Annotated in this window: 8 protein-coding genes; 3 read left to right on the forward strand and 5 right to left on the reverse strand. The window is 66.4% G+C overall.

Annotation, left to right across the window (positions count from 1 at the left end; genetic code table 11):
* Window positions 1–132 precede the first annotated feature (132 nt).
* The 4 genes from ACSNOC_RS26580 to ACSNOC_RS26595 form a co-directional block, all read right to left on the reverse strand.
* A complete protein-coding gene (locus ACSNOC_RS26580; protein ID WP_436750122.1) occupies window positions 133–834 on the reverse strand; it encodes a pentapeptide repeat-containing protein in 702 nt (233 codons plus the stop codon).
* A gap of 33 nt (window positions 835–867) precedes the next feature.
* Window positions 868–1,041: a multiple cyclophane-containing RiPP AmcA gene (gene amcA, locus ACSNOC_RS26585; protein ID WP_436750123.1), complete on the reverse strand. Its 174-nt coding sequence runs from the start codon at window positions 1,039–1,041 to the stop codon at window positions 868–870.
* Window positions 1,038–2,189 carry a cyclophane-forming radical SAM peptide maturase AmcB gene (gene amcB, locus ACSNOC_RS26590; protein WP_436750124.1) on the reverse strand — a complete coding sequence of 384 codons (1,152 nt, stop codon included), beginning with the start codon at window positions 2,187–2,189 and terminating at the stop codon, window positions 1,038–1,040. Before amcB ends, amcA begins: the two co-directional genes overlap by 4 nt.
* A 165-nt stretch (window positions 2,190–2,354) precedes the next feature.
* Entirely contained in the window at window positions 2,355–2,834 is a 480-nt protein-coding gene (locus ACSNOC_RS26595) for an ATP-binding protein (RefSeq protein WP_436750125.1), read from the reverse strand.
* Window positions 2,835–3,062: 228 nt separating this feature from the next.
* Here ACSNOC_RS26595 and ACSNOC_RS26600 point away from each other — a divergent pair, with 228 nt between their 5' ends.
* The 3 genes from ACSNOC_RS26600 to ACSNOC_RS26610 are packed head-to-tail and all read left to right on the forward strand — an operon-like array spanning window position 3,063 to window position 5,360.
* Window positions 3,063–4,352 carry a helix-turn-helix domain-containing protein gene (locus ACSNOC_RS26600; RefSeq protein WP_436750126.1) on the forward strand — a complete coding sequence of 430 codons (1,290 nt, stop codon included), beginning with the start codon at window positions 3,063–3,065 and terminating at the stop codon, window positions 4,350–4,352.
* Window positions 4,273–4,806, forward strand: coding sequence for an HD domain-containing protein (locus tag ACSNOC_RS26605; protein WP_436750129.1), 534 nt, complete (start codon window positions 4,273–4,275; stop codon window positions 4,804–4,806). The genes ACSNOC_RS26600 and ACSNOC_RS26605 overlap by 80 nt, the downstream gene beginning before the upstream one ends.
* Window positions 4,807–4,829: 23 nt before the next feature.
* Entirely contained in the window at window positions 4,830–5,360 is a 531-nt protein-coding gene (locus ACSNOC_RS26610; protein WP_436750127.1) for a hypothetical protein, read from the forward strand.
* Here the strand turns inward: ACSNOC_RS26610 and ACSNOC_RS26615 are convergent.
* A complete protein-coding gene (locus ACSNOC_RS26615) occupies window positions 5,327–6,205 on the reverse strand; it encodes a hypothetical protein (RefSeq protein WP_436750128.1) in 879 nt (292 codons plus the stop codon). The two genes, ACSNOC_RS26610 and ACSNOC_RS26615, sit on opposite strands and share 34 nt — an antisense overlap.
* Window positions 6,206–6,494: the final 289 nt, after the last annotated feature.

Raw genomic sequence — 6,494 nt, forward strand, 5'->3', positions numbered from 1 at the left:
GTTCAGTGAGGGGCTGCCAGGGGCCGGTGGGGATGACGGCTCCGTCTTCGTAGTCGGGGTGGCCGTGTACCGCCTGGGCGGTGGTGGTTTCGCAGCGCTGGCTCAGGGCGGCGAGGTCGGCGAAGGCGATCTTCAAGTCCATGGCTGTTCCGGATCGTTGAGGGTGTCGCCGAAGGTGATGCCGAGTTCGGTGGTGAGGGCGTGGGCGAGTTCGGTCTGCTGGGGGCGGTCGATGAGGATCTGCTTCAGGGCCGGGACGCCGCGCAGGGTGGAGAGGTCGTTGCCGCGCAGGTCGGTGTGGCGGTAGGTGCCCGCGGTGAATTCGGTCAGGTGCAGGGTGCACGCTTCGATATGGGCGCCGGAGAGGTCGCAGTGGTCGAAGGCGGCCTCGGTGAGGGTGCACTTGACGAGGGCCACGGGGCCGGCGGCGCGGATCTGGTGGAAGGTGGCATAGTCGAGTCGGCAGCCTGTGAAGAGGACGTTGTCGAGGGCGAGCTGGTCGAGAGTGGCGCCCATGAGCTTGCAGTCGCGGAAGACGGTGCGGGAGAGCTTGCTGTCGGACCAGTGCAGGGAGCGGAAGTCGCAGCCGCTGAACTCGATGGAGTCCAGGCGGGTGCAGTCGAGGCGGACGCGCTGGGCGGACAGGCCAGTGATGCGGCCGGTGATGAGGCGGGTGTCCGCGAGATCGAGTTCGCGCAGGCTCGCGTCGGCGTACTGGAAGTCCTGGACGGTGCCCCGGCCGCCTTCCAGCGAGGTGACGCTGGAGAGGTAGAGGTCGGGGTCGTCCAGGGCGGGCAGGGTGAGGGTGATGTGGCCGAAGGTGCGGCTGTGCATGAGGTGTTGGGCTTCCTGACGGGTGGAGCGGGGTTACTTCTTCTTGTTCCAGTTGTCCCAGGTGGGCCGGTTGTCGAAGCCGATGCCGACGTTGTCCCAGGTGGGCTGGTTGTTGAACGCGTTGGCGGCGGCCTGGCCGTCGCGGTGGGCGGTGAGGTGGTCGAGGACCGGGGCGTCGGCGGTCGCGAGGAGTTCAAGCAGGTTCACGGTGTGTTTTCCTTCCGGACGGTATCGGACAGTGCGGTGATGAGGGCTTGCCGGGAGGTGCGGCAGTAGCCGGTCTCGGTGGTGTCCAGGCGGCCGTTCTCGAAGTAGCGGTTTCCTGCTTGCGCTCCGCGGCAGAAGCCGAAGAACGTACAGGTGGCCTGGCAGGCATTTAGGCCGATGAGGAACTCCCGCACATAGCGCAGGCGGTGAGCGCCGACGAGAATCGAGGCCAGTGGCTGGGTGAGGATGTTCCCGGCCCGAAAGTCGTCGTAGGGCGGGGCGTTGGTGCCCGCCAGCTCGGGCGAGAGGAGGACCACGTCGCCGGTGGTGGAGATGGTCGGGATGGGGTCGATGAGCTGGGCGGCCCACCGCTCTCCTTGTCCGGTGCGGGTGAGGTGGAGGTAGTCGCCCAAGCGGGCCAGCTCGCGTACGGGAACGCCGGGATTGCGACGGCTCCAGGCGATCGTGCGGCGCCAGAACTCCACGGCGCGCATCATCGCCGGAGGTGCGCGATGGGTGTTGACGCCTTCGGCCTCCTCGATGTTCAGGCCGATGGTGTCGCAGCCCAGGCCGGACAGGAAGTCGAGTAACGGTTCAGGCTGGCCGATACTCTCGGCTGTCACGACGGCGATCACCGAGAACGGGATTCCGGCATGCCGGAGCCGGGAGATCCCCCGGGTGATCCGCGTGAACGCCGGGCTTCCTCCCCGGTCCACCCGCTGAGCGTTCAGGGCCGCCGGGCCGTCGATGCTTACGCCCACGCAGAATCCGTAGCGCTTCAGGAAGGCGCACCACGCGTCGGTGATGAGCGTGGCATTGGTCTGCACGTAATGGCGCAGCCGCCCGGACCGCCGCAACTCCTCGAACGGGCCGACCAATTCGGCGAAACGGCGCAGGCCCACTGTCAGGGGCTCCCCAGCGTGCCACACCAGATCCAGCCGCCGTCCCGGAGAGCCGTCCACCAGCTCCGCGACCGCCCGCGCGAGAGCGCGGGCCACCTCGACGGACATGTGCTCCCTGCGGTCCCGCTCCGGCAGATAGCAGTACGTACAGTCCAGATTGCAGAAACTGGTCGGCTGCACGACAACCGTCTGCGGACGGGCGGCGATCCAGCGAGCGTAGGACGTAGCCGTGCCGGTCTCAGCCATCATGCTCAACTCCTCGCGCAGGCCCTGAGGCAGCCGGTGCCCGGGGCGGCTTCGCCTGAGCGGGCTCCGCCTTCGCCGGTTTGGTGAGATAGATCAACAAGCCGCAGACCCGGCACCTCTTGCCCTCGGAAGTCTGCTCGAGCTCGGAGTGCCTGCAGGTGCCCATCACCGTGACTCCTGCAGGTTCGGCAAGTGGCAGCGGAACCAGACGGCTTTCTTCCAGGGGCCGTAGAAGCGTCGGAAGCCGAAGTCCTGGCCGCCAGCCATCTGTTGGAGCACCCAGAGCCCGCGTCCGGACTCAGCGTCCCGGTCGGGCACGGTGACGACGGGCAGAACAGGCGAACGGTCGAGCACGGAGACAACCGCGGTGGCGCCGTCCCGGGTGACCTCCAAGCGGCAATGCTGGTCCACGGAGTGCTTGATGACGTTTGCGAGCAGCTCAGAGACGCCGAAGCATGCCAGTTCGACCGATGCGTGAGGCGCATGCCACTGTGTCAGGGACCGGGCCACCGCCCGGCGCCATTGGTGGATCTCCTCTTCATGCACTGCGAACGCCCATCTGTACAGCGGCTGAAGCGGTTGGACCCATGCTGGAATGATCACGTGCTCCTCCAGCTCATCGCGGTGTCCGAGGTAGGCCCGCATGCGGGGGGGGGAAGGAGCCGGTACGTCATGCGGATCACCTGCCACTGCCTGTGGATGCTTACGGAAACGACTCCACGGCGAATGCGTAAGCATGCCATCGCTCAGAGCGACTAGAATTGAGGTTCCTGTCTGGTGTCTCTCTCACCTACAAACCTAGAGTGACCAAGAGGTCCAGAAAACTGACGCAGAGTACATGTTTCCTCTGCGAGAAGCTGGCAGGAGTGGGTCATGACTCCAGCTCGACCCCCGTTTCGTCAGGTAACCCAGACCCGTGGTCATGGTTCTCGAACCCAGCCTTCGGGAGGGGGCGTCACTGGCCATCTGCTGAAGATCGTTCGCGAGCGCCTTCAGAGCACTCAGCGTGAGTTCGCTGAGCAGCTCGGTGTAGACACGACAACCGTGCAAAGCTGGGAAACAGGTCGGCGCCCACTTCCCGCTGTCTCCCTGGCCCAGTTCCAGACAGTTCGCCGGCTTCTCCTCAGCCAAGGAGCGGACCCTGAGCTTGTCGTGCTCCTCGATGTCGCCAGCCAAGCGGATGCCGTGATCGCTTACACCATGAACAGCGACTCCTCTTCGCGCCGCGATATGGAGGCTCATCCGCTCGCACAGTGGGTGTTCACGCGGACAGCCACGCACCTGATCGCTTGGGCTCTTACCGGGATTCCGCCGACAGCGATGCCCCCTGCACCTGCTTCGCCCCCGCGCCGTCGCGGACCCACCCCGCCATCTCCCCTGCTGGCCGAGCCTGACCGACGGGTGTTTTTCGATCGCCTCCGGCGCTACGCCGAAGTGGCTGATCGAGCAGGCGACAAGTGGGCCTTGTTGCGACGTCAGGCCGTCTACCTGTGCAGCTATGACAGATCGCCGGATACACACGCGTGGCTGGCTCACATGCGGAGGCCAGTGTGGTTGACCGCGACCTCGATGTCGGCATGGTCGGATGCGAGATCCGTTGCTACCTCCCTCACGCGGCACGGCGAGCAGGACGTCTTGTGGGCCTTCATTGATCAGTGCCTGAGCGATGACTCTGGTGAGGTGGCCAACCTGAACTACTGGGCTTACTGGCTCGGCATGGATACCCTGCCGCGCGCGGACGACGGGTTCATGGCCTCGCGTACCGGAACTCGATGGGATGCCGGTGCACTGCTGCACGCGCTGGCCGACCGCCTCGAACCGACCTTGGCCTGTCTGGACCTCAACGTTCACTCTGTATGGGCTCTGCTCGCTTCGCATCCTGGCCTGCCCACTGCGGACTCGCACCTCGCCTCCGACCTCGCGGGCCGGGTGTCCCGGCTGCTCGATCTGGGAGTGGGGTCGCCACGGTCGCGACGCGAGCTGGAGCAGGTGCATTACGGTCTACGACTGTCCAGAACGTGTTTTGTGGAGAGGACGCCGCATGAGCGAGGAACAGTACGCCCGGGGCTCGGTCACCTACCTCATGGAGATGGGAGCCCTCAAGCGCGGGAAGCGCAGCGGGTGGTGGATCGCGGGCGTCAAGGATCCGGAGACGATCGCTGAGCACAGCTTCCGCACGGCCATCATCGGCTCGGTGCTCGCGATGCTCGAAGGAGCCGACCCGGCCAAGGTCGCTCTGCTGTGCACCTTTCACGACACGCAGGAGACGCGCGTCGGTGACATCCCGTGGATCGGGCGGCGTTACCTCACCGCCGCCAGGAACGAGGACGTGACCGCCGACCAAGTGGCCGACGCGCACCCCGTGGTGGCCGCCGGGATCAAGGCGATCGTGGAGGAGTACGAGAGCGGTGAGTCCCTGGAGGTACTCGTCGCCCACGACGCCGACAGACTGGAGTGCATGCTCCAGGGACTGGAGTACCTGGAGCAGGGGTACCGCAACGCGCAGGAGTGGGTGGACAGCACCCGGGCCAAGCTGAAGACACCGTCCGCGATCGCACTGGCGAACGCTGCCCAGGACATGTCTTCCGCCGAGTGGCAGCGCACCTACCTGCGCTAGCGGATACGGGATTCAGGGGTTCGATGCCTGCGGGGAGTTGGTCTGCGGTACGGGCGCTCGTCGAGGCGTACCGGGTCCTGCGGCCGGGTGGCCTGCTTGCCGCTGTCGGGATCAGTCGCTACGCCTCGCTGTTCGAGCCCACCGCCCTGACCCACCTGCACGTGGAGAGCGTCGAGCGCAGCATCATCGGCATCCTCAAGTCCCGCGTCTACGACGGGAGAACCTTCAGCGCGGCCTGCTTCCACAGCGCCGACGAACTGCGCGACGAGATCGAACACGCCGGGTTCCAGGAAACCCAGGTGTTCGGCGTCGAGGGGCGGACCCGGGCCATGCTCAAGGCGACCGAGCGGTACACCGGGGACTCCGTCATCGACACGCCCCTCTTCCGGTCCGCGCTGACGGCGGCCCGCATGGCCGAGACCTATCCCGAACTCCTCGCAGCCAGCTCTCACTTCCTCGCCATCGCCGGCGGGCAGCTACGTGCCCGATACCTCGGTGAGGCAGGTAATCGCCTCGTTGGTCAGCGTCGTGTCCGACAGGGCACACAGGTCTGAAGCTCCGCGACAACCTGCTCCGCCATGCGGCGGGCGGGCTCCAGCCGGGGGTCCTCCGGGTGCGCGTCCGGCCCAAGGAGCTTCGAGCACACGAACAACGTCATCAGCTTGCCGTCCCGGCTCTCCAAGTCCGATCGTCGCTCTCGCCGTACACGATCGGCCAGAGCCGGGACGACAAGGGAACTTCCCCACAGCGAAGCGGAGTCGAGCCCCCGCGGTGCGTTTCCCCAGTCCTCCCAGTCAAAGAGGCAGAACGTCGGCGCCGTCATATTCGCCCAGTTCAGATCCGCGTGGGCCGGAACCCACCGCTCTACGGTCACGTCGAAGTCGCCGGAGAAGGCGCTGCGGATGGATTCGTCGACCAGGACCTGTGTGATGGTGACAGTGTCCGGCGTGGCAATGCGCCTTGTGTCGTGGGCCGCGAGCGCGTCCAACGAGGCGTTGAGGGCCTGCCACCACTCGTCTGACAACTTCGGCTCCTCGCTCAGCACGGCAGTGCCGATTGGCTCTCCCGGCAGGATCTCCGTCTCGTCGGCCCGCCACATGGCGGGCTCGTCCGCATCCCGCCAGACCACACATCCCTGCCATGCAGGCTGAGCAATGCCCTCCAGACGCGCGGCACACTCGGTGCCGTTCCAGCCCTGAGTACCGATCTTGTCGAGGCCCCGCCTCTCGATGCGCACCCAGGTGTCACGGTCCGTCCGTGCCCCGACCGAGCGCCGCTTACGGACCACCGTGTCCCGGTCCAAGCGGGTCTGAAGCGACAGCTCCATACGACCGAGAACGTCATCAACCGGCTCAACCCGCAAATCGACGGCACGGGCCGTGGATGCTGACAGCGTCATACGCGTGACCGTAGCAGCGGGGCAGACTCTCCAGGTCCTTCTTGGCCAACGGGGCCCCAGTCACCCTGCAAACGCTCCTGAACTCGCCAGCTTCAGGGATTGCCTCACACATGGGTACGCGCGATCCGGCTGCACGCCCCTCTTCCAGTCGGCGGTGACCGCCGCTCGCATGGCCGAGACCTCTCTCGAACTCCTCGCGGCGAGCTCTCACTTGCCCGCCACGGCCCGGCGAAGGGCTTCGGTCGGATTGTCGGGTCACTCGATGGGATGACCTTGGGGGTGGGGAGGG

Source organism: Streptomyces sp. URMC 129, from assembly GCF_051386415.1.
In the GTDB taxonomy this organism is placed as follows: domain Bacteria; phylum Actinomycetota; class Actinomycetes; order Streptomycetales; family Streptomycetaceae; genus Streptomyces.

Excerpts from the sequence above, each read along its gene's own strand:
- ACSNOC_RS26580 (WP_436750122.1), bottom strand. The coding sequence starts at position 834 with ATGCACAGCCGCACCTTCGGCCACATCACCCTCACCCTGCCCGCCCTG.
- amcB (WP_436750124.1), bottom strand. The coding sequence starts at position 2,189 with ATGGCTGAGACCGGCACGGCTACGTCCTACGCTCGCTGGATCGCCGCC.
- ACSNOC_RS26595 (WP_436750125.1), bottom strand. The coding sequence starts at position 2,834 with ATGCGGGCCTACCTCGGACACCGCGATGAGCTGGAGGAGCACGTGATC.
- ACSNOC_RS26600 (WP_436750126.1), top strand. The coding sequence starts at position 3,063 with ATGACTCCAGCTCGACCCCCGTTTCGTCAGGTAACCCAGACCCGTGGT.
- ACSNOC_RS26605 (WP_436750129.1), top strand. The coding sequence starts at position 4,273 with ATGGAGATGGGAGCCCTCAAGCGCGGGAAGCGCAGCGGGTGGTGGATC.
- ACSNOC_RS26610 (WP_436750127.1), top strand. The coding sequence starts at position 4,830 with ATGCCTGCGGGGAGTTGGTCTGCGGTACGGGCGCTCGTCGAGGCGTAC.
- ACSNOC_RS26615 (WP_436750128.1), bottom strand. The coding sequence starts at position 6,205 with ATGACGCTGTCAGCATCCACGGCCCGTGCCGTCGATTTGCGGGTTGAG.